The following is a 23,135-nucleotide window of genomic DNA, read 5'->3' as shown; positions in this document are numbered from 1 at the left end:
CGGGTTTTTTTGTCTGGATCGACGTAACCGAACGCTCAGGATCGATGCAGGGTTTTCTGTCTGAGGATGTAGATCGTCACCAACACCGCACTGGTGAGCATGAAACCGCGCGCCCATGGCAGCGGCACCAGGTAGCAGGACAACAGAATACTGACCCACATCAGCCCGATGGCGCAGACCTTGCCCTTGAGCGGGATGCCATTGCCATCGAGGTAGTCGCGAATCCACGGCCCCAGCCGAGGATGATTCACCAGCCATTTATAAAAACGCGGCGAACTACGGGCGAAGCAGGCGGCCGCCAGCAGCAGGAACGGCGTGGTGGGCAACACCGGCAGGAAAATCCCGATCACCCCCAACGCTACGCTCAGCCAGCCGATGGCCAGCAACACGTAGCGCAACATCAGGGAGCGGTGGCCTATGGGGTTGTCCATAGGCAGAACCTTAGTGGTGACGTGGCTTGAGAATCGCCGGTTTTTCGTCTGGCGCGTTGCACAGCAGGTACAGCGCGGTCAGGGCTTCCGGGATCTGCACGATCATGTCGTCCATCAGGTTGGCATCAGCGGCGATGTCGGAGAACTCGGGCTGCTCGTCGAACAGACCGGAGCCGACCATGATCGGCAGGAGCATTTCGCTGACTTCGTCTTCGGCAGTTTCGAACCACGCCGCTTCGCGCAGGAACACGCCTTCCATGAAACCGATGCACCAGCCGCGCAGGTCGGAATCGTCCGGATCTTCGCCCAGGTCCAGCTCGCACGGCAACTCGAACTCTTCGTCGGACGCCAGTTGGCGGGCGATGTGCGCCTTGAGGGCGAGCAGGGTGGATTCGATCGCTTCACGCTCGGTGTCATCGGCGTAATGCGGCTCTTCGGCGAAGAGGGCATCGATCCATTCACGCTCGGGAACGCTTTCGGAACAGATCGACAGCGCAGTGAGGTAGCCGTGGGCGGCCACGTAGTCCAGCGCCTCGTCATGCAGTTCATCGGCGTCGAGGAAGACTTGCAGGCGGGTTAGTTGCTCAGCGAAGGACATTAAAAGCTACCTTGGGATTTAAACAGATGCGGGAATTCTAGGCCTTCTTGAGCACTCAGGCCAGCCGCGCGGGATATTTGCACCCTAATACACCACCTCCTCCCGTAGGAGCTGCCGAAGGCTGCGATCTTTTGATGTTGCGTTTTAAAACAAGATCAAAAGATCGCAGCCTTCGGCAGCTCCTACAGGAGATCAGCATTTGGCCGCGTGTCTCTTCTCAGCGGCGCCCTTTGCCGGACAGCCCTCGGGTATACTCCCGCGTTTTGTGATGCCCTGCTGGTGTCGCGGCTGGAATGTGAAGCGTCATGCAATGCGCACTTACGATTTGTCGGTGCAGCCTTGCGGATCCTGAACCAGCCTTGCAGGGATGTTTCGGTGATTTTTGGAGTTTTTATGCTCGAACAGGCTCAACGCGTCCTCAAGGACATCTTCGGCTACGACAGTTTTCGTGGCCGTCAGGGTGCAATCATTGAGCGCGTGGCCAGTGGCGGCGACGCCCTGGTGCTGATGCCTACCGGTGGCGGTAAATCCTTGTGCTTCCAGGTGCCGGCGCTGTTGCGCGAAGGCTTGGCGGTCGTGGTGTCGCCGCTGATCGCGCTGATGGACGACCAGGTCGCGACCCTTGAAGAACTAGGCGTTGCCGCCGCCGCATTGAACTCCACGCTGAGCGCCGAGCAGCAACGCGACCTCGCTGCGCGGATCAAGCGCGGCGAAGTGAAGATGCTTTATCTCGCGCCCGAACGCCTGGTCCAGCCGCGCATGCTGGCGTTCCTGCAAAGCCTTGAAATCGCCCTGTTCGCCATCGACGAAGCGCACTGCGTATCGCAATGGGGCCACGACTTCCGCCGCGAATACCTGCAACTGGGTCAATTGGCGGAGCTGTTTCCCAACGTTCCACGCATTGCCCTGACCGCCACCGCCGACAAGCGCACCCGGGAAGAAATCGTCGATCGCCTGCACCTGCAGGACGCCGAGCGTTTCCTCTCGAGCTTCGACCGCCCGAACATTTTCTACCGCATCGTGCCCAAGGAGCAGCCGCGCAAGCAGTTGCTGGCGTTCCTCGCCGAGCGGCGCAGCGATGCCGGCATCGTCTATTGCCTGTCGCGCAAGAAAGTCGACGAGGTCGCGGTGTTTCTCAGCGAGCAAGGCTTCCCGGCGCTGCCGTACCACGCCGGCCTGCCCAACGAAACCCGAGCGCACCATCAGAAGCGCTTCCTCAACGAGGAAGGCCTGATCATGGTCGCCACGGTGGCGTTCGGCATGGGTATCGACAAGCCCAACGTGCGCTTCGTCGCTCACCTCGACCTGCCGAAATCCCTTGAGGCTTACTACCAGGAAACCGGTCGCGGTGGCCGTGACGGTCTGCCGGCTGATGCCTGGATGGCTTACGGCCTGCAAGACGTGGTGATGCTCAAGCAGATGCTGCAGAACTCCGAAGGCGACGAGCGCCACAAGCGTCTGGAACAGCACAAGCTCGACGCCATGCTCTCGCTCTGCGAAGAAACCCGCTGCCGTCGTCAAACCCTGCTGGCTTATTTCGACGAAGACATGCCCGAACCGTGCGGCCATTGTGACAACTGTGTCGATGGCGTGCAGACCTGGGACGCCACCGAACCGGCCCGTCAGGCACTGTCGGCGATCTTCCGCACGGGTCAGCGCTATGGCGTTGGCCATCTGGTGGATGTGTTGCTGGGCAAGGACAACGAAAAAATCCGCAGCTTCGGCCATCAGCATCTGTCGGTCTACGGTGTCGGCAAGTCGATGGGTGAGAGCGAGTGGCGCTCGCTGTACCGCCAACTCGTTGCTCGTGGACTGGCTGACATCGACCTCGAGGGCTACGGCGGCCTGCGCCTGAGTGCCACCTGCCGGCCCTTGCTCAAGGGCGAAGTGACCCTGGAACTGCGCCGGGACCTCAAGCCGCAAACCACCGCGAAAAGCAGCAAGAGCCAGGCGAGCCAGCTGGTGCGTGGCGAGGAGCGCGAACAATGGGAAGCCCTGCGCGCCCTGCGTCGCAAGCTCGCCGAAGAGCACGGTGTGCCGCCTTACGTCATCTTCCCCGACTCGACATTGCTGGAAATGCTCCGCAGCCAGCCGACCTCGCTGGCGGAAATGGCCACGGTCAGCGGCGTCGGCGCACGCAAACTGGAACGCTACGGCGAGGCTTTCCTCGAAGTGCTCGGTGGCCAGGTCGAAGCGCCGAAAGTGGTGGCCGATGTACGTCACGAGCTGATCACCCTCGCTCGCGCCGGCATGACGCCGCTGCAAATCGCCGGACAGTTGCAATGCTCGGAAAAGAATGTGTACACGATGCTGGCCGAGGCGATTGGCAAACAGCAGTTGTCGCTGGACCAGGCGCTGGACTTGCCCGAAGACTTGATGGGTGAAGTCCAGGATGCCTTCCTCGACGGCGAGGGCGAGTTGCCGCCGGTGGCGGAGATCGCCGCGCTGTTCGCCGGGCGTGTGCCGGAAGGGGTTTTGTACTGCGTACGCGCCGCGCTGCAATCCGAATTCGAGATGTGATGCGCAAATATTGAACCGGCTGGATTGATGTAACGATTCAGTACAGAGCAAACCTTGCCTCCTGCGAGAGGCCATGCTTAGCTGACTAATAATTAGTTTTTCTCTATTTCAGTCTAATCATGAGTGTTTTATGCCGTTAACCGATCAACACCGATTTGGCATGCAACTGGCCCAGATGTCTCGCGGCTGGCGTGCCGAACTCGACCGCCGTCTGGCGGGCCTGGGTTTGTCTCAAGCGCGCTGGCTGGTGCTGCTGCACCTGGCGCGTTTCGAATCAGCGCCGACCCAGCGCGAACTGGCGCAAAGCGTCGGCGTCGAAGGGCCGACCCTGGCGCGACTGCTCGACAGTCTGGAGACTCAGGGCCTCGTCCAGCGCCAGGCTGTGCTGGAAGACCGTCGGGCAAAAAAAATCACCCTCTGTGCTCCGGCCCGCCCCTTGATCGAACAAATTGAAACCATTGCCAATCAATTGCGCCAGGAATTGTTCGATGGCGTTGACGAGGCGGACTTGAAGATTTGCATGCGGGTGCATGGGCACATTCTGGCCAACCTGGAAAAATCTTGAGGCATAACCGGGGGAGCGGCTTTTTGAGATAACCCGTTGGGCGGACTATAAAGAACTACCAGGCAATATCGTGTTCGTACCGGATGTGCAAACACGCACCGCCTGGTATTGGTTATCTAAGGGATGCTCATGCTCGAAAGTTGGCACGTTGTATTGCGGTGGTGCGCCAGGCTGGTCCTGGTGGGTGGAGCTTGCACTTTTTCGACATTGGCGGCCGCGCTGGGCCTGGGTGAAATCACTCTGCATTCGGCGCTGAATCAACCGCTGCGTGCCGATATCGCCCTGGTGGATGCAGCCGGTCTGGAGGAGGGCGAACTGTCCGTCAGCCTGGCGACAGCGGATGAGTTCAGCCGTGCCGGCGTCGAGCGGGTGTTCTTTCTCAATGACCTGAAGTTCACGCCGATCCTGAGGGGTAACCGCAGCCTGATCCGCGTGAGCTCCAGCAAGGCCGTCAACGAACCCTTCCTGAATTTTCTCGTGCAGCTCAATCAGCCCAATGGCCGGCTGCTGCGCGAATACACCGTGCTGATCGATCCGCCTGGGTCACCGGGGATTGTGCCGGTGGCCGATGAGCCGGTCGCCAGTCTCGCGAGCTCGCCATTCCCGAGCGTGCAGCCCGCCGCCGCGCCGCCGCCCCCGGCGAAAAAACCGGCCCCGCCCAAAGTTGAACAAGCTGACGCACCGGTCATTGATCCTGCCACTGAACAATTGGCCGCCAGCGTTCTGCAAAACCAGCAATTGCAAAAAACCGTCGATGAGCTGAACGCGAAACTTCAGGCCCAGGACGAACAGATGGCGGGCCAGAAAAAGCAAATCACCGAATTGCAAACCCGATTGGCCGAGGTCACCCAGCCAGCCCCTGCTGTGCCGCAAGCGCAAGCGCAAGCGCCGGCCCCAGCCCCAGCCCCGGTTGCTGTCGCTGCACAAGAGCCCGAGTCGTTCGATTGGCCGCTGATCCTCGGGTTGCTGGCGTTGGTGGCGCTACTGTTGCTGGGACTGTTTGTTCGCCGTCGGCGGCAGCAGGTACAGACCTTGCTCGAAGACCCTGCCGTTTTGCCTTCGCGGCATGAGCCGGTGCTTGACCAGACCGAGGCCGCGCCGCTGGAACCTGCGCCCGAGCATCATGACGAAACACCCTCGGGCGACGTGCTTGAAGGGGTGGGCATCTATCTGGCATACGGACGCTTCAACGAAGCGGCGGGGCTGTTGCGCGATGCCTTGGCCAAGGATCCGCAACGCACGGATCTGGCCGTTCAGCTGCTTGAAATCCTCGGTAAACAGGGCGACGGTTCGGCCTATGACGCGCAGGAAAACAGCCTGCGTGACGCCGGGTTCGATGCCCGGCAACTGCAGGACATCCGTGCCCGCTATCCGAAATTGAGCAGTGCGGTGCCGGTTTCGGTGCCCGTGGCTGCGGCGGCGGTGATCGCAGCGCCGCTGAAGTCCGAAGAGGCGGCGGCCGACGAGTTCCAGTTGAACCTCGATGATCTGTCGATGGATTCGAGTTGGGATCTGGTGAGTCCGTTTGAAAACACCAAACCCTCGGAAAAACCGCCGACGGTCGAGGAGCCGGTGTTTACCTCCAACTTGCACGTGTTGCCCGATGTGTTCGAGATGCCCGACGAACCGACGCTCGACGAGCCCGAGCTGGAATGGATAGCCGAGCCCGATTCTCAGTCACTGGATGACGATTTTCTCGACGGATTCAGCGATCCAGGCCAGTCATTCGAGCTGGAGCCGCTGAGCCTCGATCCGCTGAGTCCAGACCCTGGGGCGCCGATCACCGCCGGCAAACTGGAACAGGCCCAGAACTGCATAGATGATGGCGATCTCGACAGCGCCATCGAGTTGCTCAACGAGTTGCTCAAGGACGCTGACGAGCCGCTCAAGCAAACGGCCCGGACCTTGTTGGCCGGTATCCGCTGACGCCTTATCATGGTGGCGCCCCCCTGGCTCAGGAGTTCCACCTGTCATGACCCCGCAAAAACCGGAAGTCGTCATCACCTACTGCACGCAATGCCAATGGCTGTTGCGTGCGGCCTGGCTGGCGCAAGAGTTGCTCAGTACCTTTGGCGACGATTTGGGCAAGGTATCGCTAGTGCCCGGCACCGGTGGCGTGTTTCACATTTTCTGTGACGAGGTGCAGCTCTGGGAGCGCAAGGCGGACGGCGGTTTTCCGGAGGCCAAGGTGCTCAAGCAGAGGGTTCGCGATCAGATCGATCCTGATCGCGACCTCGGCCACAACGACCGCACTCAGTGAGACGCCGCTTCGGCTGCCACGGCTTTTTTGCTGGAGCCGCTGGCTGACCGGCTGGACACCACAATCGCGACGATGATCAACGCACCGCCGAGCAGCATGCGCAACGTCGGGTCTTCATTGAACAGCAGCCAGGCCATGGTGATGCCGTAGACCGGCTCCATAGCGAACACCACCGCAGCGGTGCGTGCCTTGATCACCGCGAGGCTGGCGACAAACAGGCTGTGCGCGACCGCGGTGCAGAACACCCCGAGCAAGCTGATCCACAGCCAGTCGATGGCACGTACTTCGCTCAACTGCGGCGCCGCCACCGGCAGCAGGCATAGCGCGACCACGACGTTCTGGCACAACGCCGCCTGGACCGGAGGAATTCTTGCGGAGCTGGCGCGGTTGGTCAGGGACAGCAGCGCAAACAACAGACCGGAGCCCACCGCCCACAGCAGGCCGACGGTCGCGCCGCTGGCCAGATCGAAATCCGGGGTGACCAGCACCAGTCCGATACTCACCAGCACCACCAGCAGGATTTCATTGGCGCGAATCCGCTCGCGGAAAATCAGACCTTCGAGGATCACGGTAAACGCCGGGAAACTGGCAAACCCCAAGGTCGCAATCGCCACGCCCGCGACCTTCACTGCGATGAAAAAACTCACCCAGTGCCCGGCCAGCAGAAAACCGCTGAGCAGCAGCCGACGCCAGTCCACGGCCTGCAGTGTCTGCCAGCGCGTGTTGCTGGCGAACCGCGCAAACACGGCCAGGGCGAGCACCGCAAAGGCAGCACGACCGAAGACGATCACGGCGGGGGACGCGGCGGCAAGCTTGCCGAACACCCCGGTCAGGCCAAACATCAGTGCGCCGATATGCAGGGCGCCAAGCGCGGTACGGGGAGTCATTGCAATCCTTGATCAACGGGCGATGATGTACACAGTCCATGTAGGAGCTGCCGAAGGCTGCGATCTTTTAATCTCTAAAATCAAAAGATCGCAGCCTTCGGCAGCTCCTACATTGAATCGTGTCAGGCCGGTTATGTCTGTCGCCAGACTATTGTCATTTGTTGCCAGCCCCGCGCCGCAACTGGCCAGGCGTGGCATCGAACTCACGCAGCACCGCAGCGGCGAACGCGCTTTGGGAGCTGTAACCGACCCGGCTGGCAATCTCGCCAATGGGCAGTGCCGAATCGCGCAACATCGTCACTGCCATGTGCAGGCGACGGCTGCGGACGTAGTCCATCGGCGTCTGCCCGCATTCGGCGATAAACCGCGCATGCAAGCGAGCGCTGGACAGACCGGCGATGCGCGCCAGGTCGGCGACTTGCAGTGGATGCGCCGCATGCTGATCAATGTGTAAATTCAGCGCGGCATAGGGTAAGCGCCGACCACCCCCGACCTCGGGTTTAGCGTGGTTGAGGCTGGCCAGTAACAGCACAGCGCCTTGTTGGGCGATCAGCGGGTCGCTGACCTGACTGCCCGCCAGCCAGTTCACCAGTTGGCTTTGCCCGGCATCCAGCGGCAGGCGTCCGGCGCTGTCGAGCAAGCGGCGGCTGGCATCGGCGTGATCCCCCAGCGACTGAGCCACCCATTGATCGCTCGGCACATCCAGCACCAGGCAGCGGCTGCCATTCGCGCTGCCACAGGCATGATGGAAACCGGACGGGACCACTACGAAACTCTGCTGGACCACCTGACTGCCACGCCCGTCCACCTCGAAATCCAGCGCCCCGGACAGCCCGAACACCAACTGCGCGTGGTCGTGGCTGTGGACGATCAAGTCCTGGGTGTAGTGGCGGAGCGTGAGGATCGGTCTCATCGCAGGTCTCCCGATTAAGGCCGCCAGTCTACACCGAGGTGAATCGAGCGCGTTGTCACAGGACTGACTTGCCACTGTCACAGGCGATTAACCCGACCGGCGCACAGTGGCGCAAACAATCGCAGAGGGTTGCCCATGACCAGCGCCGAGCTCGCCAAACCCAGCCGCAAACAGCGTGTGCGCACCTTGTGGATCTCCGATGTGCACTTGGGTACCCGGGATTGCCAGGCCGAGCACCTGTCGCAGTTCCTCAAGGGTTATCACGCGGACAAGATCTATCTGGTCGGCGACATCATTGACGGTTGGAAACTGCGCGGCGGCATGTACTGGCCGCAGGCGCACACCAATGTGATCCGGCGCCTGTTGACCATGAGCAAGCGCGGCACCGAGGTGATCTACGTCACCGGCAACCACGACGAATTCCTGCGCCGCTATTCGAAACTGATTCTGGGCAACATCCAGTTGGTGGATGAAGCCGTGCACGTCACCGCCGATGGCCGCCATTTACTGGTAATCCACGGCGACCAGTTCGACGTGATCACGCGTTATCACCGCTGGCTGGCGTTTCTCGGCGACTCGGCCTACGAAATCACCCTGACCCTCAACCGCTGGCTCAATCATTGGCGCGCCCGGTATGGCTACGGCTACTGGTCGCTGTCGGCGTACCTCAAGCACAAGGTAAAAACCGCGGTCAGCTTCATCAGCGACTTCGAAGAAGCCATCGCCCACGAATGCGTCAAACGTGAGCTGCACGGGGTGGTGTGCGGGCACATTCACCACGCCGAGATCCGCAAGGTCGGCGGGGTGGATTATCTCAATTGCGGCGATTGGGTGGAGTCATGCACGGCGCTGATCGAGCACTGGGATGGCTCGATCGAGTTGTACCGGTTGGCGGATGCGCAGGCGCGGGAGGAGGAGTTGAAGGCCATCAAAATCGCAGAGCCTGCTTAGAAAGATCAAAAGATCGCAGCCTTCGGCAACTCCTACATGGAAATGCGATCCCGTAGGAGCTGCCGAAGGCTGCGATCTTTTGCTGTCAGGCGGGCAAATGTTCTTCCATCGCCGCCTTGTAAATCGAGTTTTTTGGATGAGCAAATAACCGCTCCATCATCGGCTCAAAAAAACTCAGTGGTAATGTCTCGTAAGCCGGATCAAACGCCGCTGCATCATATTTGGCGCAAAACTCGATCGTCGCCTGATACTGCGGATGCTCACTGAATTGCTCCCGCAGATGCCGGTCCATGCCCAGGTGATGGAAAAAGTAATAGCCTTGGAAAATCCCGTGTTTCTCCACCATCCACAAGTTCTCGGCGCTGACAAACGGCTTGAGGATCGCCGCAGCAATGTCCGGGTGGTTGTAGGAACCCAAGGTGTCACCGATGTCGTGCAGCAAGGCGCACACCACGTATTCTTCGTCGCGACCATCGCGCCAGGCACGGCTGGCGGTTTGCAAGGAGTGGGTCAGGCGATCCACCGGGAAGCCGCCAAAATCACCCTCCAGCAGTTTCAGGTGCGCCACAATCCGTGTCGGCAATTGCCGCGCATAGGCACTGAAATCGGCGGCGATGATCGCCCAGTCTTCCTGTGTGCCGTCCTGCATGTGGGTGAAACGGGCGTTGGCATTCATAGGCTGATCTCTCTTTTTTATCGGGCTGCCTAGAACGGCACGCGACCCAGAATCATGTCGCGGTACATGACGAAGTCGCCGAGCAGGCTGTAGAACGGGTGTTGAAAGGTCGCAGGACGATTCTTTTCAAAGAAGAAATGCCCGACCCAGGCGAAGGTGTAACCGGCCAGCGGAAGGGCCAGCAGCCATAGCCACGCGCCTTTGCCGATGGTCAGGGCCAGAATGAAAATCACCAGCGTCGTGCCAATGAAGTGCAATCGTCGGCAAGTGCTGTTGCTGTGTTCACTGAGGTAATACGGGTAAAACTCAGCGAAGCTATTGAAACGTCTGATGTTTTCCACGACTGCTATCTCTGTGGTTATTGTTCTGGCTGCAAGTTGTTCTGCGGGTAGCTTATTTGAGTCTAGAGTGATCAGTGGCGTCAGCCAGTGACATTGGGCGCCACTTTAGTATCCTTCGGAAATTGGCCGCCACATGCGGCTCACCATGTAAGTAAACGCCATGAGCGAACGAACGACTTCTGCAAGCTGGGCGATGGGGATTGTCAAAGCACTGGAGATGGACGGCCTGGATTGCCGGGTTCTGTTCAAACAGCTGGGGCTCGACTACGCGGCACTGGACGATCCGGATGCACGCTTCCCGCAAGATTCAATGACGCGACTTTGGCAGCGTGCGGTCGAGCTGTCCGGTAATCCGGCGATCGGCCTGAACATGGGCAAGGTGGTGCGGCCCGCGCAGTTTCATGTGACCGGCTACGCGCTGATGTCGAGCCAGACCCTGGCTGAAGGTTTCAAGCGGCTGGTGCGTTATCAGCGGATCATCGCTGAAAGTGCCGACCTGAGTTTTCGCCTGCTGGATGAGGGGTATGCGCTGATCCTGACGGTTCACGGCGACCACCTGCCGCCCACCCGACAAAGTGCCGAGGCCTCGCTGGCCTGCGCGCTGGCGCTGTGCGGCTGGTTGACCGGGCGCACGCTGCAACCGCGCAAGGTGCTGGTGCAGGGCGAACAGCCGGTGGATCTGGAACCTTATAAACAAGCCTTCCATGCGCCGCTGGTGTTCAACGCGCCCTACGACGCGCTGATTTTTGAGCGCGCCGACATGGAGGCGCCGTTGCCAACCGCCAATGAAGCCATGGCGCTGCTGCATGACCGGTTTGCCGGGGAGTACCTGGCGCGGTTTTCCGAAAGTCGCGTGACGCACAAGGCGCGCCAGGTGTTGTGTCGATTACTGCCCCAAGGCGAGCCCAAGCGCGATACCGTGGCGCAGACGCTGCATTTGTCGCAACGGACATTACAGCGACGCTTGCAGGAAGAAGGTACGAGTTTTCAGACGTTGCTCGATGACACCCGGCGCGAATTGGCCGAGCAATACCTGGCGCAACCCAGCATGACCTTGCTGGAAATTGCCTACCTGCTGGGGTTTGCCGATCCGAGCAACTTCTTCCGCGCTTTCCGCCGCTGGTTCGACGCCACCCCCGGCGAATACCGGGCGCGGCTGATCGAAGCGACGAATCCGGTCAGTGACGCCAGAACGCCGGAATACACAGCACAAACACCGTGATGATCTCCAGTCGGCCGAGCAGCATGCCGAACGAGAGAATCCACTTGGCGGCATCCGGCAAGGTGGCGAAGTTGCCCGCCGGGCCAATCGTCTCGCCGAGTCCCGGCCCGACACCGGAGACCGTGCTGGCCGCGCCGGTCAGCGCCGTCATCCAGTCGACACCGAGCAGCGACAGCAGCAGGGCGATCACGCAGATGGTGATGGCGAAGAAGAACGAAAAGGTCAGGATAGAACGCACGATCTCTTCGTCGAGGCGGTGGCCGTTGTACTTCTGCTTGATCACTGCACGCGGGTGGATCAGCTGATTAAGGTTGGCCTTGAGCAGGATATAGGCGACCTGGAAGCGGAAAATCTTGATCCCGCCCGCCGTCGACCCGGAGCAGCCGCCGACAAATCCCAGATAAAAGAACAGCATCAGCGAGAAATTGCCCCACAGGCTGTAGTCCCCCAGTGCAAACCCCGTGGTCGTCACGACTGACGTTACGTTCAGCGCCACATGGCGCAAAGCCTCCAGCCAATGCAATTGCGTGGTCCACCAGTACCAGGTGCCGAGCACCAGCCAGGTCACCAGCAGCATGCCGAGCAAGCCTTGCACCTGCTGATCCTTGATCAGCGCGCGACGGTTGCCGCGCAAGGTCGCCACATAGAGGGTGAACGGCAGGCTGCCGAGAATCATGATGACGATCGCCACCCAGTGCACTGCCGGTTGCGTCCACTTGGCCAGGGACTGGTCCGAGGTGGAAAACCCGCCAGTGGAAATCGCCGACATCGCGTGGTTGATTGCATCGAACGGGCTCATCCCGGCCCACCAAAATGCCAGGCTGCCGAAAATGGTGATGCCGACGTAGGCCGCGACGATCAGGCGCGCCACCATGTGCGAACGCGGCATGACTTTTTCGGAGCGGTCCGACGACTCGGTCTGAAACAGCCGCATGCCACCAATGCGCAGCAGCGGCAGAATCGCGACCGCCATGCCGATGAAGCCGATGCCGCCGATCCAGTGCAGCAACGAGCGCCACATGAGGATACCGGGGGACATGTTGTCCAGGCCGTTAAGCACCGTCGCCCCGGTGGCGGTGATGCCGGACATGCTTTCGAAGAACGAGTCGGTGTAGCTGATGTGCTGGGTGAGCAGGAACGGCAGCGCCGCGAAAATGCACACCACCAGCCAGCTGCTGACGGTCAGCAGGTACATGTCCCGCGGGCGCAGGTGCACGTGTTCGGGGCGGCCGGGGATCACCAGCGCCAGGCCCGCAACGAAGGTGATCATGCTCGCCCAGAGAAATGACGGCAGGTCGCCGGTGCGCTCGAAAATCACCAGAGTGGCCATGGGTACGACCATGGCAATAGCCAGCGTGATCAGGAAGAGGCCGATGATGAAACCAATCGTCCGTAAGGTCGGCAACGCCATGAAGTCCGCTCGGGCTGAAAGTGGGAAGGGCGCCATTCTACGCGTGGGGCAGGCCATGTAAACCGGCACCGCTGCGGCACTTGCAGCTAGAATAGCCAAACATTTTTTACAGGAGGTGGCCGATGCAGGCTCTCGACGCTTTGCTCAACCGTGTTTCCGTTCCACGACTGATCGACCCGGCCCCCACCGCAGAGCAGCGCGAAGTGCTGTTTGCCGCCGCCATGCGTGCGCCGGACCACGGCCATTTGCAGCCTTGGCGCTTCCTGACAGTCGAAGGTGCAGCGCGTGAGCAGATGGGCGAGTTGCTGGCCGAGGCTGCGAAGTTGCAGGACGGCGAAGTCTCGGAAGCGGCGCTGGACAAGGCACGCAACGGCCCGCTGCGTGCACCGCTGGTGGTCGTAGTGATCGCGAAGTTGCAGGATCACGTCAAGTATCCGAAGTCTGAGCAACTGCTGGCGGCGGGCTGCGCGGCGCACGGGATTTTGCTGGCGGCGTATGCACAAGGGATTGGCGCGGTGTGGCGCACCGGTGAGCTGGCATATTCGGCGCATGTGGCCAAAGGGCTGGGGTTGGCGGAAGGGGAGGAGGTGATCGCGTTTCTTTACCTCGGTACGCCGCAGAAAGAACCGCGGGTGGCGGAGAAAGCCGACCTCGCCGAATTCGTCGGCGCCTGGCCCGGTAAAGGTTGAAGATCAACAGATCGCAGCCTCGTTTTACTCGACAGCTCCTACAGGCTTACCGATATCTTGTAGGAGCTGTCGAGTAAAACGAGGCTGCGATCTTTCAACACCACCAATGCCTTTAAGGTTGGACGACGGCCCCAGGCACCAGCGGCAATTCCAGGCTGGCGACGAACCCGCCCTGCGGATGATTCGCCAACACCAGATTGCCGCCATGGCGCTCCGCCGCTCGGCGGGCAATGGCCAATCCAAGGCCATGCCCCGGCGCCGTCTGCCCCGGTGCGCGATAAAACGGCTCACCCAACTGACTCAAATGCTCGGCATCAACTCCCGGCCCATGGTCGCGCACGCTCACCACAATTCGCTCGCCCTGACGCACCGCGTGCATTTCGATCGATTGCCCCACCGGGTTGAAGCGCTGGGCATTGCGCAGCAAGTTGTCCACGGCGCGCTCGATCATGGTCGGCCAGCCTTTGAGGTTCAGTTGCGGTTCTGTGTCGAGGTGCACGGACTGCTCTGGCGAACTGAGTTGCGCATCCTTTTGCAGCGTGCCGAGCAGCGCATTCAGATCAACCTCTTCAGCGCTGGCGTTGTCGGCATCGACGCGCGCGAGCACGAGGATTTCGCTGATCAGTGCTTCGAGCCGATCGCACTCGCGGGTCAGGCGCGGCCAGAGCTTTTCCCGTTCCTCGGGATTGGCCCGCTCGGCCAGTGCCAGCGCAATCCGCAGCCGTGCCAGGGGTGAGCGCAGTTCGTGGGACACGTCGCGCAGCAGTTGGCGCTGACTGCCAATCAAGCTTTGCAGGCGTGCGCCCATCCGGTTGAAGTCATTGGCCAACACACCGAACTCATCGCGACGGTTGGCCAGTTTCACCAGACTGTTCTGCTGATAAGTGGTTTGCCCCAGGTCATGCACAGCACCGCGCAGGCGGCTCAGTGGTCGGGTAATCGACAAGGTGACGAACAGGCTGAACAGGGTCAGCACCACCAGCGCAATGCCCAGCGCACTCAATGGCCAGAGCAGACTTTCGCGATGCCATGAGTCGAGTTCCGGGTGCGGAATGCGGTAGATCAGCAGGTAGGTGTCGCCGGTTTTTGCGCTGGTGTATTCGTCTGTCAGACGCCGCCAGGGCAGGCGTCGGTCTTCGTTGTTCTGCCGCGCTTCGAAGGCCGCCGCACGGCGTGGGAAGGTGCCGCGAACCACCGGGTCGCCGCTCTCGTTGAGCACCTGAACGTCGATGTGATACTGGCGTTTGCGCTGTTCGAGAATATCCTGGGCGGCTTCTTCGCCCTGGGCTTCGTAGGTTTGCGTCCACTGTTCGGCCAAGGTGTTGAGGCCCGGATGGCGGCTGAGGATCCATGCGTCCTGATTGAGCATATGCCCGAGCAGAATGGACAGGCCGGCAACCAGAGCGATGGCCAGCCAGAAGCTGGCCAGGATACGCCAGAACAATGAACGCACAGAATATCCTCAATCAAACACAGATCAATGTGGGAATGGGCTGTGTGGTGAGGGGATTTATCCCCGTTGGGCTGCGGAGCGGCCCCCCGTCATTCTTCAGCCAAACCGAGTTGTCAGGATCTACGACTGCTTCGCAGCCGAACGGGGATAAATCCCCTCGCCACAGGCTCGCTCCCACATCGAACTCATGGAAACAGACCCAGCGGGGTTTAGCCGCTGGGTCCGGGGTCAGCGCATTATTGCGCTTTTTGCGGTTGTTGCGCTTTCCACGCCTTGAACTCGGCCCATTCGGCGCGGCGCTCGGCCTTTTTCTTCTGGATCTCGTCGAATTGCTTCTGTTGATCCGGTTTCAGCAAGGCGCGTACATCGGCCTCGGCTTTTTTGTGGTTGGCGGCCATTTCATCTTTCATGGCTTTCTGGTCGGCGGGCGAGAGTTTTTCCAGGTACTTGTCGACCACTTGCTTACGCTCGTGCATCTGCTCGCCCATGATCTTGCGGATCTGCTCGCGCTGTTCGCGGCTCAGGTCCAGTTGGCTGTACGGGCCTTTACCGTGCATGCCGTGCATCTGACCGCCGTGGCGCTGGCCGTCCATCGGGCCGGCACCTTCAGGCATGGCCATGGCAACGGTCGGCAGGGCGGCAGCGAACATCAGAGCGATAAGAGTCTTGCGCATGGTGAATCTCCTTGTCTCGTTCCCGGTACGTTCCGGATGAGTTCAGATTACGCAGATCAAGGTCAGCGGCGGTCAGCGGAGCGTAAAGCTTCGGTAAAGACGGGTTTGTACCTTCCTGACAAACACCACGTTCCCTGTAGGAGCGAGCTTGCTCGCGATGAACCCACAGTCAGCGCGTTTTCCCAGACAAAATGCGTAATCGTTAACGTCCATCGCGAGCAAGCTCGCTCCCACAGGAGCCTGTCAGAGGCTGTAGTAATAACCGCGGCTGCGCAGGGCAACGATGCGCGGGCGACCGTCGGGGTGCGGGCCGATCTTTTTGCGCAGGTTGCTGACATGCATGTCCAGGCTGCGGTCATACAGGGTCAGCTTGCGACCGAGGGCGATTTGCGCCAGCTCCTGCTTGTCCAGGGGTTCGCCAGGCTGCTTGAGCAAAGCTTCGAGCAAGCGGCTTTCGGACACGGTGAGGGTGAATTCCTGTTCATCGATACTGACTACGCCGCGCACCGGGCTGAAACACAGGTCGCCCAGTTCGAGCTGGCTGGACACTGCCGGCGGGTGACTGCGGCGCAACACCGCACGCAGGCGGGCGGTGAGTTCCCGTGGGTCGCAGGGTTTGGCCAGGTAGTCATCGGCACCCAGTTCCAGGCCGAGGATGCGGTCCAGTGGCTCGCCACGCGCCGACAACATCAGCACCGGCAACTCCGGATGATCGTTGCGCAATTGCTTGAGCAGTTCCAGACCGCTGCCGTCCGGCAACATCACGTCCAGCACCACGGCCGCCGGAGCGTTTTCGGCCAGCGCGCGGCGGGCGCTCTGGCCGTCATGGCAGGCGCGAACCTGAAAACCTTCCTGGCTCAGCCAACTGACCAGCAGCTCACACAGCTCCTGATCGTCATCAATTAATAACAGCTCGCTCATGACTCACTCAATTTAGCCATTGTCGACGTTTTCGACTTGCACCACTGGCGAAGATACCGCAGAGCAGGGCCAATAGCGCTACTCCGGCGCCGATCACGAACCATTGCTGTTGATCTGTCAGCAAGCGTGGCAGCGGACTGCTGGCCTGGGCTTCCTTGAGTTGCAGCTTCAGGCGCTGGTTCTCCTGACGCAACCGGCTCAACTGAGCGCTCTCGCGTTCGGCATCGGCATTTTGCAGTTGTTTGCTCAATTCTTCCCGCTGCTGCTCGCTTGTCTTCAAGCGTTGCTGCAACTCGGTGATTTGGCTGCCGGCACTCAGAGAAAGCGGCGTCGCGCTTTCTTCACCGTGGGCGGGCGCCATGATCGACAACGTGACCAACATCAGACACAACGGACCTTTGCGCATCGGAGCTCCTGATTCCAATCGATTATTGGGCAGGTTGTCGGCAGGCAAACGAGAATAATGAGCGATTGAGAGCGCGATGAACCAGGAAGGTTCATCGCGGGGATAGCAGACTAGGGCAGGACTTGCTTGAACGGCTTGACCGAAACGTTGGCGTAGACGCCTGCGGCGATGTACGGATCGGCGTCGGCCCAGGCCTGGGCGGCGCTCAGGGAATCGAATTCGGCGACGATCAGGCTGCCGGTGAAACCCGCAGCGCCCGGATCATTGCTGTCGACCGCCGGATGAGGGCCGGCCAATACGATGCGACCTTCGCCCTTGAGCGCTTGCAGGCGCTCGAGGTGTGCAGGCCGTGCGGCCAGGCGGGCTTCCAGGGAGTTGGCGACGTCTGTGGCAATGATTGCGTAAAGCATGTCAGTCCTCGGTTTTTGGCGTGGTGGTATCGGCGTCGTGCAGGTGGCGGGACAGGTAAATGCCCTGTGCGACCAGGAACAACAGCGTCATGCCCAGGCTGCCGAAGACTTTGAAGTCGACCCAGTAGCTCTGGAAGGTGAACGCAACGAACAGGTTGGCGGCCCCGCAGAACAGGAAAAAGCCGATCCAGGCGATGTTCAAGCGCGTCCAGACCGGGTCCGGCAGGGTCAGCGCGTGGCCCATGATGCGCTTGATCAGCAATTGCTCACCGATGAAATGGCTGCCGATGAACGCCAGCGCAAACAGCCAGTTGACCACCGGGGCCTTCCATTTCAGGAACGTTTCGCTGTGGAACGCCAGCGTCAGGCTGCCGAAGACCAGGCAGGCAACCAGCGTCAACCACTGGCTTTTTTCCAGCTTGCGCTGCTTGATGAAGAGCGTGCCGTAGACCACCAGGGAGCTGATGATCAGCATCGCGGTGGCGCTGTAGATACCGCCGACCGTCACCGGGAAACCGGCGATATCAACGACCCGTGGATCAATCTTGAACACGATGAAAAACAGCAGAAGCGGGATGAAATCGATGAATTGTTTCACAGTGGCAGCCAGAAGCAGGATGTGGCGGCATAATAACAAACATATGGGCGCGCGATAGCGCCAGCTGATTTGAGGTTACACATCCCCGTGAATGTTGATTTGCACTGCCACAGCACCGCCTCCGATGGCGCTCTCGCGCCTGCTGTCCTGGTGGCGCGTGCGTACGAGAAAGGCGTGCGAGTCCTGGCCCTGACCGATCACGACACCCTCGAAGGCCTCGACGAGGCCCGCACGGCGGCCACGGCACTGGGGATGCAACTGGTCAACGGCGTCGAATTGTCCTGCACCTGGGGCGGTGCGACCATTCACGTATTGGGTTACGGATTTGACGTTACAGCGGCACCGTTGGTCGAGGCGATCGCCAGACTGCACGATGGTCGCTGGCTACGGTCCGAAGAAATAAGCCGCAAGCTGGCGTTGAAAGGCATGCCGGGTGCGCTGGAGGGCGCCCGGGCGATTCAGCAGGAACTGGGCGACAGCGGCAACGCGCCGGCCCGTCCGCACTTCGCCGACTGGATGGTCCGCGAAGGGTTCGTCAAGGATCGCGCCGAAGCGTTCCGCAAATGGCTGGGGGCCGGCAAGCTGGGAGACGTCAAGCAACACTGGCCGACGCTCGAAGAAACGGTCGAAACCCTGCGCGCGGCCAAGGCCTGGGTCAGCCTGGCCCATCCCTGGCATTACGATTTCACTCGCAGCAAGCGTCGCCGCCTGATTTCTGACTATATTCAAGCAGGGGGCCACGCTATCGAAGTGGTCAATGGTTATCAGCCCGCCGAGCAAGTGGGCAGCCTGGCCATTCTCGCCCGCGAGTTCGGTCTGCTGGTCAGCGCCGGCAGTGATTTTCATGGCCCTGGAGGCTGGTCCGAGATCGGTGAATATCGCCCGCTTCCGGAGGATCTGCCACCACTGTGGTGTCGATTCAAACATGACCCAATTATTGCCGCCGTCTGAACAGGTAGAGAATGTGAGTCAATTTTTCCAGATTCATCCGGAAAACCCGCAAGCGCGCCTGATCAAACAGGCTGTCGAGATCATCCGCAACGGCGGGGTGGTGATTTATCCCACAGACTCTTCCTACGCCATTGGTTGCCAGATCGGTGACAAGAACGCCGTGGAACGTGTGCGCCGATTGCGTCAGCTGGATGAAAAGCACAACTTCGCGCTGATTTGCAGCGACCTCTCGCAACTCGGGCTGTTCGCCAAGATCGACACCGGCACCTTCCGCCTGCTCAAGGCGCACCTGCCAGGGCCTTACACCTTCATTCTCAACGCCACCCGCGAAGTCCCGCGGCTGCTGTTGCACCCGAAAAAACGCACCATCGGCCTGCGAGTCCCGAGCCATCCGATTGCGTTGGCGTTGCTGGAAGAGCTGGGCGAGCCGCTGATGAGCGTGACGCTGATCATGCCCGGCGACACCGACCCGCTGACCGATCCCTACGAAATGCGCCAGCTGCTTGAGCATCAGGTTGATCTGATCATCGATGGCGGTTTTGGCGGTCTGAACGCTTCCACGGTGATCAATCTCGCCGACGGTGAGCCGGAAGTGATCCGCGTCGGGTGCGGCGACCCCACGCCGTTCATGGCCGAGGCCTAGATGTCGGCAGTGGAACCCGTTGTCGACAGTCAGGCCGGCGCCCAGCAAGAGCTGCCGTTCGCCATGGTCTATGGCCAGGCCGTGCTGGAAATGCCGCTGGACCTGTACATTCCACCGGACGCGCTTGAGGTATTTCTTGAAGCCTTCGAAGGGCCGCTCGACCTTTTGCTGTACCTGATCCGCAAACAGAACATCAATATCCTCGACATCCCGGTGGCGGAAATTACCCGCCAGTACATGGGTTATGTCGAATTGATGCAGTCGGTGCGCCTGGAACTGGCCGCCGAGTACCTGGTGATGGCCGCAATGCTGGCCGAGATCAAGTCGCGGATGCTGCTGCCCCGCGCCGAAACCATCGAAGACGAAGAAGACGATCCGCGCGCCGAACTGATCCGCCGCTTGCAGGAATACGAGCGCTTCAAGGCGGCTGCCGAAGGCATCGATGGTCTCAGTCGCGTCGGCCGTGATGTGGTGGTGCCCAAGCTCGACGCCCCGGAAGCCCGGGCACGCAAGCTGTTGCCGGACGTTCGCCTGTCAGAATTGCTGCTGTCGATGGCCGAGGTCTTGCGCCGTGGCGACATGTTCGAAAGCCATCAGGTCAGCCGCGAGGCGCTGTCCACCCGCGAACGCATGAGCGATGTGCTGGACCGGCTCAAGGGCGGCGGTTTCGTCCCGTTTGTCGAGCTGTTCAAGGCCGAAGAAGGACGCCTGGGCGTGGTGGTGACCTTTATGGCGATCCTCGAACTGGTCAAGGAATCTTTGGTCGAGCTGGTGCAGAATGAGCCGTTCGCGGCGATCCACGTGCGAGCCCGAGCCGAATAACGAGTTGAATCATGAACCTGACTGAACCCCGCGAGCTGGCGCCATTGCTTGAAGCCTTTCTGTTGGCCTCGGGAAAACCGCAATCGCTTGAACGCCTGTTCGAACTCTTCGAAGAGGGCGAACGCCCGGAACCGCCGGTCTTCAAGAAAGCGCTGACGATTCTGGCCAAGTCCTGCGACGGTCGTGCCTTTGAGCTGACAGAAGTGGCCTCCGGTTATCGCCTGCAAATCCGCGAAAAGTTCTCGCCGTGGGTTGGACGCTTGTGGGAAGAGCGGCCGCAGCGGTATTCCCGCGCGATGCTCGAAACCATTGCGCTGATTGCCTATCGGCAGCCGATCACGCGTGGCGAAATCGAAGACGTGCGTGGTGTGGCGGTCAACAGCAACATCGTCAAAACTTTGCTGGAGCGCGAGTGGATTCGCGTCGTCGGCTACCGCGACGTGCCCGGCAAACCGGCGATGTTCGCCACCACCAAGGCGTTTCTCGATCACTTCAACCTGAAAAACCTCGACGACTTGCCGCCACTGGCCGACCTGCGCGAGCTGGAGCCCGATCCGGTGCTCGACTTCGACGACGCGCCGGTGCCGGCCGGTTTGCAGGAACTGGCGGATGCCAGTGCCGAGCCGGAAGAGCCCAAGGAAGAAACCAGTTTTCACACGTTGTTGCTGGAGCTGGACACCATGGAGGAGGGGCTCAAGACCGACTTTGATGACATCCTGCGCGATGTCGAGCCATCGGCGACCGAGGCCGATATCGAAGTTGAACTTCAGGCAGAGCCCGAAGCCGAAATCGAACAAGAGCAGGAAGACGACGTGCTCGGCGTCGCCGAAGCTCGCGAAAAACTCCTGGCCGCCGTCGCCGCTTTAGAACCGCACAAACCCGCCCCCGAGCTGACCGACGAAGAAGCCGAAGCCCTGGCCCTCGCCGAAGCCATCGAAGCGGAACGCCGCGAATTCGACGACTGAAGTTTTCCAAAAGATCGCAGCCTTCGGCAGCTCCTACAGATGATCGCTGACCTGTAGGAGCTGCCGAAGGCTGCGATCTTTTGACCCAGGAGAGTTTGATGAGCTCAATCAAAGACCCCTGCATCAGTGTCTGCAAATTCACCGACGACATCTGCGTCGGCTGCGGTCGCAGCAAGCGCGAGATCAAGTCCTGGAAGAAGCTCGACAAGGCTGACAAACGCACGGTTCTGGCCGAAGCGGCGTTGCGCCTGATCAAACTCGGCGCCACCGGTCGGCGGAAACACAAGTAGTTATCCAATGTTCAGCTAGTCTCTGATGCGCAAAGACTGACATGAGCGTATGATTTGCGACCCTTCGGCGATCCCTTCGCCAAGTGCACAGATTGACATCGCTTCAGGACGCTCAATTGAGGGCAGCCTGAACAGACCACACCGGGAGGTGCCCAGATGAGTATCAAAGACCAGAAAGACGACCAGGAAATCGGCCCAGCAGGTGAAAAACTGCAGAAAGTCCTCGCCCGTATCGGCGTCGGCTCGCGCCGTGACGTAGAAGCCTGGATCAGTCACGGCCGGATCAAGGTCAATGGCAAAGACGCCACCCTTGGCCTGCGCGTCGACCTGCATGACGCCATCACCATCGATGGCAAGGTGATCAAGCGCGAAGAAGCCGCCGAGTCGGTACGCCGCGTGATCATGTACAACAAACCCGACGGTGAAATCTGCACCCGTGACGACCCTGAAGGCCGTCCGACCGTGTTCGACAAGATGCCGCGCCCGAAAGAAGGTCGCTGGATCAACATCGGTCGTCTGGACATCAACACCACCGGTCTGCTGATGTTCACCACCGACGGTGAGCTGGCCAACCGCCTGATGCACCCTTCCTACGAAATGGACCGTGAATACGCAGTCCGTGTGCGTGGCGAAGTCGATGACGAGATGATCGAGCGTCTGAAAGCCGGCGTTGTCCTTGAAGACGGCCCGGCCAAGTTCACCGACATCAAGCAAGCGCCCGGCGGCGAAGGTTTCAACCACTGGTATCACTGCGTGGTGATGGAAGGTCGCAACCGCGAGGTCCGTCGTCTGTGGGAATCCCAGGGTCTGGTTGTCAGCCGTCTGAAGCGCGTGCGTTTCGGTCCGGTGTTCCTCAACTCCGATTTGCCGATGGGCCGCTGGCGCGAAATGAGCCAGTACGAAGTCGACATTCTGAGTGCTGAAGTGGGCCTGACGCCGGTGGCCATGCCGCAAATGAACGCCAAGAGCAAAGACAAGCTTGAGCGTATGCAGCGCAAATCGTCGCGTCCGGTCGGCAAGACCGAGCGCGTGCGTACGCTGCGTCCAGCGGCAGGCGCTCCGGCCGCCGGCCCGCGTCCAGCGCGTGAGCCGCACCTCGAAGGCGAGCGTCCGTCGCGCAAGCCGGTTGCCCCGCGTGCCGATGGTGAGCGTGGTCCACGCACACCGCGTCCGGCCAACGGTCGCACCGAGCGTGGCGAAGGCCGCGGTGCACCGAGCGCTGGTCGCAGCGATCGTGGCGCTCCAGCCGGTCGCGGTACGCCAGTGGCGGATCGTCCTTCGGACACCAAACGCCCGGCCAAGCCGGCGCCAAAACGTCCGGGGATCAAGCTGGTGGAGGGTGACAAGCCATCGGGCAAGCGCCGTGGCGCGCCAGCCGGTTCGGGCCAGCGTCCGGGTTTCGGTCGTCGCAAACCTGAGTAATCGGTAAGCGGCACATAAAAAACGCCAGCCTTCGGGTTGGCGTTTTTTTTTGCCCAGGCTTTAGCTCTGCGGTGTTCCTATAGGCCGCTTCGCGGGCAAGCCCGCTCCCACAGGTT

The 23,135-nt window shown here is 60.8% G+C and carries 26 protein-coding genes; 13 read left to right on the top strand and 13 right to left on the bottom strand.

The features are described 5' to 3' along the window. Positions 1 to 35: 35 nt before the first annotated feature. Both F8N62_RS28135 and F8N62_RS28130 read right to left on the bottom strand, forming a co-directional pair. Positions 36 to 431: a YbaN family protein gene (locus tag F8N62_RS28135; protein WP_150713743.1), complete on the bottom strand. Its 396-nt coding sequence runs from the start codon at positions 429 to 431 to the stop codon at positions 36 to 38. A gap of 10 nt (positions 432 to 441) precedes the next feature. Next, positions 442 to 1,029 carry a YecA family protein gene (locus tag F8N62_RS28130; protein ID WP_150713742.1) on the bottom strand — a complete coding sequence of 196 codons (588 nt, stop codon included), beginning with the start codon at positions 1,027 to 1,029 and terminating at the stop codon, positions 442 to 444. A 393-nt stretch (positions 1,030 to 1,422) separates the two neighbouring features. Between F8N62_RS28130 and recQ the strand changes: the two genes are divergently transcribed. The 4 genes from recQ (at position 1,423) to F8N62_RS28110 (ending at position 6,374) form a co-directional block, all read left to right on the top strand. After that, a complete protein-coding gene (recQ, locus tag F8N62_RS28125; RefSeq protein WP_150713741.1) occupies positions 1,423 to 3,549 on the top strand; it encodes a DNA helicase RecQ in 2,127 nt (708 codons plus the stop codon). Positions 3,550 to 3,679: 130 nt separating this feature from the next. After that, positions 3,680 to 4,114, top strand: coding sequence for a MarR family transcriptional regulator (locus F8N62_RS28120; RefSeq protein WP_150713740.1), 435 nt, complete (start codon positions 3,680 to 3,682; stop codon positions 4,112 to 4,114). Positions 4,115 to 4,243: 129 nt separating this feature from the next. Continuing rightward, complete coding sequence (locus F8N62_RS28115) at positions 4,244 to 6,040, top strand: FimV/HubP family polar landmark protein (RefSeq protein WP_150713739.1); 1,797 nt, start codon at positions 4,244 to 4,246, stop codon at positions 6,038 to 6,040. Positions 6,041 to 6,086: 46 nt separating this feature from the next. After that, entirely contained in the window at positions 6,087 to 6,374 is a 288-nt protein-coding gene (locus F8N62_RS28110; RefSeq protein ID WP_150713738.1) for a SelT/SelW/SelH family protein, read from the top strand. On the opposite strand, the gene F8N62_RS28105 is transcribed toward F8N62_RS28110, so the two are convergent. Together F8N62_RS28105 and F8N62_RS28100 are read right to left on the bottom strand one after the other, a co-directional pair. Continuing rightward, positions 6,368 to 7,261 carry a DMT family transporter gene (locus F8N62_RS28105; RefSeq protein WP_150713737.1) on the bottom strand — a complete coding sequence of 298 codons (894 nt, stop codon included), beginning with the start codon at positions 7,259 to 7,261 and terminating at the stop codon, positions 6,368 to 6,370. The two genes, F8N62_RS28110 and F8N62_RS28105, sit on opposite strands and share 7 nt — an antisense overlap. Before the next feature lie 154 nt (positions 7,262 to 7,415). Next, complete coding sequence (locus F8N62_RS28100) at positions 7,416 to 8,174, bottom strand: helix-turn-helix transcriptional regulator (protein WP_150713736.1); 759 nt, start codon at positions 8,172 to 8,174, stop codon at positions 7,416 to 7,418. 135 nt (positions 8,175 to 8,309) lie between these two features. Between F8N62_RS28100 and F8N62_RS28095 the strand changes: the two genes are divergently transcribed. Then, a complete protein-coding gene (locus F8N62_RS28095) occupies positions 8,310 to 9,125 on the top strand; it encodes a UDP-2,3-diacylglucosamine diphosphatase (RefSeq protein ID WP_150713735.1) in 816 nt (271 codons plus the stop codon). An 85-nt stretch (positions 9,126 to 9,210) separates the two neighbouring features. On the opposite strand, the gene F8N62_RS28090 is transcribed toward F8N62_RS28095, so the two are convergent. Both F8N62_RS28090 and F8N62_RS28085 read right to left on the bottom strand, forming a co-directional pair. Beyond that, positions 9,211 to 9,801, bottom strand: a complete 591-nt coding sequence (locus F8N62_RS28090) for an HD domain-containing protein (RefSeq protein ID WP_150713734.1) — start codon at positions 9,799 to 9,801, stop codon at positions 9,211 to 9,213. Positions 9,802 to 9,830: 29 nt separating this feature from the next. Beyond that, positions 9,831 to 10,142: a DUF962 domain-containing protein gene (locus F8N62_RS28085; RefSeq protein ID WP_150713733.1), complete on the bottom strand. Its 312-nt coding sequence runs from the start codon at positions 10,140 to 10,142 to the stop codon at positions 9,831 to 9,833. Positions 10,143 to 10,302: 160 nt separating this feature from the next. On the opposite strand from F8N62_RS28085, the gene F8N62_RS28080 reads away from it, so the two are divergent. Beyond that, positions 10,303 to 11,364, top strand: a complete 1,062-nt coding sequence (locus F8N62_RS28080) for an AraC family transcriptional regulator (RefSeq protein WP_150713732.1) — start codon at positions 10,303 to 10,305, stop codon at positions 11,362 to 11,364. Here the strand turns inward: F8N62_RS28080 and F8N62_RS28075 are convergent. Further along, the gene (locus tag F8N62_RS28075) at positions 11,321 to 12,775 is read right to left on the bottom strand and encodes a TrkH family potassium uptake protein (RefSeq protein WP_150713731.1); all 1,455 of its coding nucleotides are present in this window, start codon (positions 12,773 to 12,775) and stop codon (positions 11,321 to 11,323) included. The two genes, F8N62_RS28080 and F8N62_RS28075, sit on opposite strands and share 44 nt — an antisense overlap. A 122-nt stretch (positions 12,776 to 12,897) precedes the next feature. Between F8N62_RS28075 and F8N62_RS28070 the strand changes: the two genes are divergently transcribed. Then, positions 12,898 to 13,464: an NAD(P)H nitroreductase gene (locus tag F8N62_RS28070; protein WP_150713730.1), complete on the top strand. Its 567-nt coding sequence runs from the start codon at positions 12,898 to 12,900 to the stop codon at positions 13,462 to 13,464. A 112-nt stretch (positions 13,465 to 13,576) separates the two neighbouring features. Here F8N62_RS28070 and F8N62_RS28065 read toward each other — a convergent pair whose 3' ends face one another. The 6 genes from F8N62_RS28065 to F8N62_RS28040 all read right to left on the bottom strand — a co-directional run bounded on the left by F8N62_RS28065 (position 13,577) and on the right by F8N62_RS28040 (position 17,926). Then, positions 13,577 to 14,917 carry a sensor histidine kinase gene (locus F8N62_RS28065; protein WP_150713729.1) on the bottom strand — a complete coding sequence of 447 codons (1,341 nt, stop codon included), beginning with the start codon at positions 14,915 to 14,917 and terminating at the stop codon, positions 13,577 to 13,579. 236 nt (positions 14,918 to 15,153) lie between these two features. Further along, positions 15,154 to 15,591, bottom strand: coding sequence for a Spy/CpxP family protein refolding chaperone (locus F8N62_RS28060; protein ID WP_150713728.1), 438 nt, complete (start codon positions 15,589 to 15,591; stop codon positions 15,154 to 15,156). 243 nt (positions 15,592 to 15,834) lie between these two features. Further along, positions 15,835 to 16,512, bottom strand: a complete 678-nt coding sequence (locus F8N62_RS28055) for a response regulator transcription factor (protein WP_150713727.1) — start codon at positions 16,510 to 16,512, stop codon at positions 15,835 to 15,837. A gap of 7 nt (positions 16,513 to 16,519) precedes the next feature. Beyond that, a complete protein-coding gene (locus F8N62_RS28050; protein ID WP_150713726.1) occupies positions 16,520 to 16,918 on the bottom strand; it encodes a translation initiation factor 2 in 399 nt (132 codons plus the stop codon). Between the two features lie 110 nt (positions 16,919 to 17,028). Further along, the gene (locus F8N62_RS28045) at positions 17,029 to 17,328 is read right to left on the bottom strand and encodes a YciI family protein (protein WP_047532085.1); all 300 of its coding nucleotides are present in this window, start codon (positions 17,326 to 17,328) and stop codon (positions 17,029 to 17,031) included. A 1-nt stretch (position 17,329) separates the two neighbouring features. Continuing rightward, a complete protein-coding gene (locus F8N62_RS28040) occupies positions 17,330 to 17,926 on the bottom strand; it encodes a septation protein A (protein ID WP_150713725.1) in 597 nt (198 codons plus the stop codon). Between the two features lie 87 nt (positions 17,927 to 18,013). On the opposite strand from F8N62_RS28040, the gene F8N62_RS28035 reads away from it, so the two are divergent. The 6 genes from F8N62_RS28035 to rluB all read left to right on the top strand — a co-directional run bounded on the left by F8N62_RS28035 (position 18,014) and on the right by rluB (position 23,019). Further along, positions 18,014 to 18,877: a PHP domain-containing protein gene (locus F8N62_RS28035; RefSeq protein ID WP_150713724.1), complete on the top strand. Its 864-nt coding sequence runs from the start codon at positions 18,014 to 18,016 to the stop codon at positions 18,875 to 18,877. 13 nt (positions 18,878 to 18,890) lie between these two features. Next, on the top strand, positions 18,891 to 19,520 hold the full coding sequence (locus F8N62_RS28030) for an L-threonylcarbamoyladenylate synthase (RefSeq protein ID WP_150713723.1): 630 nt from the start codon (positions 18,891 to 18,893) through the stop codon (positions 19,518 to 19,520). Then, positions 19,521 to 20,342, top strand: coding sequence for a segregation and condensation protein A (locus F8N62_RS28025; RefSeq protein ID WP_150713722.1), 822 nt, complete (start codon positions 19,521 to 19,523; stop codon positions 20,340 to 20,342). Positions 20,343 to 20,353: 11 nt separating this feature from the next. Further along, on the top strand, positions 20,354 to 21,307 hold the full coding sequence (scpB, locus tag F8N62_RS28020) for an SMC-Scp complex subunit ScpB (RefSeq protein WP_150713721.1): 954 nt from the start codon (positions 20,354 to 20,356) through the stop codon (positions 21,305 to 21,307). Between the two features lie 98 nt (positions 21,308 to 21,405). After that, complete coding sequence (locus tag F8N62_RS28015; protein WP_150712205.1) at positions 21,406 to 21,597, top strand: DUF1289 domain-containing protein; 192 nt, start codon at positions 21,406 to 21,408, stop codon at positions 21,595 to 21,597. Positions 21,598 to 21,753: 156 nt separating this feature from the next. Further along, the gene (gene rluB, locus F8N62_RS28010; RefSeq protein WP_150712204.1) at positions 21,754 to 23,019 is read left to right on the top strand and encodes a 23S rRNA pseudouridine(2605) synthase RluB; all 1,266 of its coding nucleotides are present in this window, start codon (positions 21,754 to 21,756) and stop codon (positions 23,017 to 23,019) included. Positions 23,020 to 23,135: the final 116 nt, after the last annotated feature.

This window comes from Pseudomonas fluorescens, assembly GCF_902497785.1.
In the GTDB taxonomy this organism is placed as follows: Bacteria; Pseudomonadota; Gammaproteobacteria; order Pseudomonadales; family Pseudomonadaceae; genus Aquipseudomonas; species Aquipseudomonas fluorescens_BO.
This window is presented reverse-complemented; position numbering and strand designations above follow the sequence as displayed.

Coding starts and splice junctions, on each gene's coding strand:
- F8N62_RS28135 (WP_150713743.1), bottom strand. CDS start 431: ATGGACAACCCCATAGGCCACCGCTCCCTGATGTTGCGCTACGTGTTG.
- F8N62_RS28130 (WP_150713742.1), bottom strand. CDS start 1,029: ATGTCCTTCGCTGAGCAACTAACCCGCCTGCAAGTCTTCCTCGACGCC.
- recQ (WP_150713741.1), top strand. CDS start 1,423: ATGCTCGAACAGGCTCAACGCGTCCTCAAGGACATCTTCGGCTACGAC.
- F8N62_RS28120 (WP_150713740.1), top strand. CDS start 3,680: ATGCCGTTAACCGATCAACACCGATTTGGCATGCAACTGGCCCAGATG.
- F8N62_RS28115 (WP_150713739.1), top strand. CDS start 4,244: ATGCTCGAAAGTTGGCACGTTGTATTGCGGTGGTGCGCCAGGCTGGTC.
- F8N62_RS28110 (WP_150713738.1), top strand. CDS start 6,087: ATGACCCCGCAAAAACCGGAAGTCGTCATCACCTACTGCACGCAATGC.
- F8N62_RS28105 (WP_150713737.1), bottom strand. CDS start 7,261: ATGACTCCCCGTACCGCGCTTGGCGCCCTGCATATCGGCGCACTGATG.
- F8N62_RS28100 (WP_150713736.1), bottom strand. CDS start 8,174: ATGAGACCGATCCTCACGCTCCGCCACTACACCCAGGACTTGATCGTC.
- F8N62_RS28095 (WP_150713735.1), top strand. CDS start 8,310: ATGACCAGCGCCGAGCTCGCCAAACCCAGCCGCAAACAGCGTGTGCGC.
- F8N62_RS28090 (WP_150713734.1), bottom strand. CDS start 9,801: ATGAATGCCAACGCCCGTTTCACCCACATGCAGGACGGCACACAGGAA.
- F8N62_RS28080 (WP_150713732.1), top strand. CDS start 10,303: ATGAGCGAACGAACGACTTCTGCAAGCTGGGCGATGGGGATTGTCAAA.
- F8N62_RS28075 (WP_150713731.1), bottom strand. CDS start 12,775: ATGGCGTTGCCGACCTTACGGACGATTGGTTTCATCATCGGCCTCTTC.
- F8N62_RS28070 (WP_150713730.1), top strand. CDS start 12,898: ATGCAGGCTCTCGACGCTTTGCTCAACCGTGTTTCCGTTCCACGACTG.
- F8N62_RS28060 (WP_150713728.1), bottom strand. CDS start 15,591: ATGCGCAAGACTCTTATCGCTCTGATGTTCGCTGCCGCCCTGCCGACC.
- F8N62_RS28055 (WP_150713727.1), bottom strand. CDS start 16,512: ATGAGCGAGCTGTTATTAATTGATGACGATCAGGAGCTGTGTGAGCTG.
- F8N62_RS28050 (WP_150713726.1), bottom strand. CDS start 16,918: ATGCGCAAAGGTCCGTTGTGTCTGATGTTGGTCACGTTGTCGATCATG.
- F8N62_RS28045 (WP_047532085.1), bottom strand. CDS start 17,328: ATGCTTTACGCAATCATTGCCACAGACGTCGCCAACTCCCTGGAAGCC.
- F8N62_RS28025 (WP_150713722.1), top strand. CDS start 19,521: ATGTCGGCAGTGGAACCCGTTGTCGACAGTCAGGCCGGCGCCCAGCAA.
- scpB (WP_150713721.1), top strand. CDS start 20,354: ATGAACCTGACTGAACCCCGCGAGCTGGCGCCATTGCTTGAAGCCTTT.
- F8N62_RS28015 (WP_150712205.1), top strand. CDS start 21,406: ATGAGCTCAATCAAAGACCCCTGCATCAGTGTCTGCAAATTCACCGAC.
- rluB (WP_150712204.1), top strand. CDS start 21,754: ATGAGTATCAAAGACCAGAAAGACGACCAGGAAATCGGCCCAGCAGGT.